At 45.1% G+C, this 1,013-nt stretch carries 2 protein-coding genes; both read left to right on the forward strand.

What is annotated here, in order from left to right; translation table 11 throughout:
* A partial coding sequence (locus tag CRN96_RS13320; protein ID WP_425442555.1) for a Mu transposase domain-containing protein occupies positions 1–283 on the forward strand: 283 nt, incomplete at its 5' end.
* The gene (gene istB, locus CRN96_RS13135) at positions 276–1,007 is read left to right on the forward strand and encodes an IS21-like element helper ATPase IstB (RefSeq protein WP_097042990.1); all 732 of its coding nucleotides are present in this window, start codon (positions 276–278) and stop codon (positions 1,005–1,007) included. The genes CRN96_RS13320 and istB, both read left to right, overlap by 8 nt.
* The last annotated feature ends 6 nt before the right edge of the window (positions 1,008–1,013 follow it).

The following is a 1,013-nucleotide window of genomic DNA, read 5'->3' on the forward strand; positions in this document are numbered from 1 at the left end:
GGTTCAGTTCCGTAAATGTAAATACTCTGTAGATCCCCAGTATATTGGAAAGACGGTCGAAATTGAACTGTCGGATACTGAGGATGACATACACATTTATTATAACGGAGAAATGGTGCGTGCACATCCATTAACCACCCAAAGATTCAATTATAACCAGGCAGATATGTTCAACATATTAAAGTCGGATCTGCTGGCTGGTCGGCCGGACGATGATATCCATGAGTATATCCATGAATCCCTGCAGTTATATGATGCGGTGGGAGATGATGTCCATGAGTGATTATCAAACGCTTCTGTCCAATTTTGAAGCCCTCGGTTTAAATAATATGCGTGAATATTATCCAGTGTTGTTGGATAAGGTCCATACAGAAGACATGTCGCTGACGAGTGCGTTTCTGGAAATCACAGACAAGGAAATGAAGTTTCAAAAGGAAAAGAAGATGGAGCGTGCGATTCACCGCGCACGCTTCCCTAAAGTGAAGACATTCGATACGTTCGATTTTGATTTTCAACCCAGCCTGAACCGCACGGCCGTCCTTGAATTGAAACATCTGGGGTTCATGGAATCTAAAGAGAACATTGTCTTCATCGGCAGCCCTGGTGTCGGTAAAACCCATCTGGCGATCGCCCTGGGGGTCGAAGCCTGCCGGCAGGAGAAACGCACATTGTTCATCAACTGCCATGAGTTGTTGATCCGGCTTCGGGCCGCTTATGAAAAAGGGACGATTGAGCGTGTGCTCAGACGGTATGCCAGATATGAGCTGTTAATCATTGACGAGATTGGCTACTTACCGATCCAGAAGCATGAAGCCGACTTGATCTTCCAGTTATTGAACATGCGCTATGAAACCCATTCAACGATATTCACCACCAATATCGCACTCTCTGGATGGGGTGAATTATTCAAAAGCCCGGAAACGGCTGCAGCGATATTGGACCGCATGGTCCACCATGTAAAGATTTTTAAAATCAAAGGTAAATCATACCGGATGAAACACACTTGAGCTTTC

The sequence above is a fragment of the Salinicoccus kekensis genome (assembly GCF_900220995.1).
In the GTDB taxonomy this organism is placed as follows: domain Bacteria; phylum Bacillota; class Bacilli; order Staphylococcales; family Salinicoccaceae; genus Lacicoccus; species Lacicoccus kekensis.